Source organism: Lactobacillus sp. C449L, from assembly GCF_059900815.1.
Map to the genome: position 1 here is coordinate 1 of NZ_JBWXGA010000294.1, position 438 is coordinate 438.

1 protein-coding gene is annotated in these 438 nt (G+C 64.6%); it reads right to left on the reverse strand.

Features of this window, described 5'->3' with window-relative positions; translation table 11 throughout:
- A partial coding sequence (locus tag AC2JF9_RS09460) for an alpha-L-fucosidase (RefSeq protein WP_500727267.1) occupies nt 1-438 on the reverse strand: 438 nt, incomplete at both ends.

A 438-nucleotide genomic window follows, 5' to 3' on the forward strand; every position in this document is an offset into this window, starting at 1 on the left:
TCGCCGCGCTGGGGGATGGAGAGCAGCAGGCAGCCGTTCTTCGACACCACGTCGCACAGGCGCTGGATCACGTTCTTGGCGGATTTGTAGCCGCGGCGTTCGTAGAGGCCCCGGTCGTAATGCCAGTTGCCGATGCAGGTGTCGGTCTGCCACGGCACGGGCTGGATGCCGGCCATGAAGCCGCGCTCGACATCCTCGACGATGCCGTAGGTCTGGTAGGGCGACAGGCGCTTGGCGGTCAGCACCACGTCGATCCCGCCATGCCAGTCGATGCTGCGGTTGTAGTAATGCGCCACCGCCTCCAGGCCGGTGCGGTCGAAGGGGATGCGGTAATTGTCGAAATAGACGATGTCGGGCCGGTACTTCTCGACCAGATCCTGCTGACGCAGCAGCCACTTGCGGACGAAGCCGGGGTTCTGCGGCGGCGCATGTTCCATC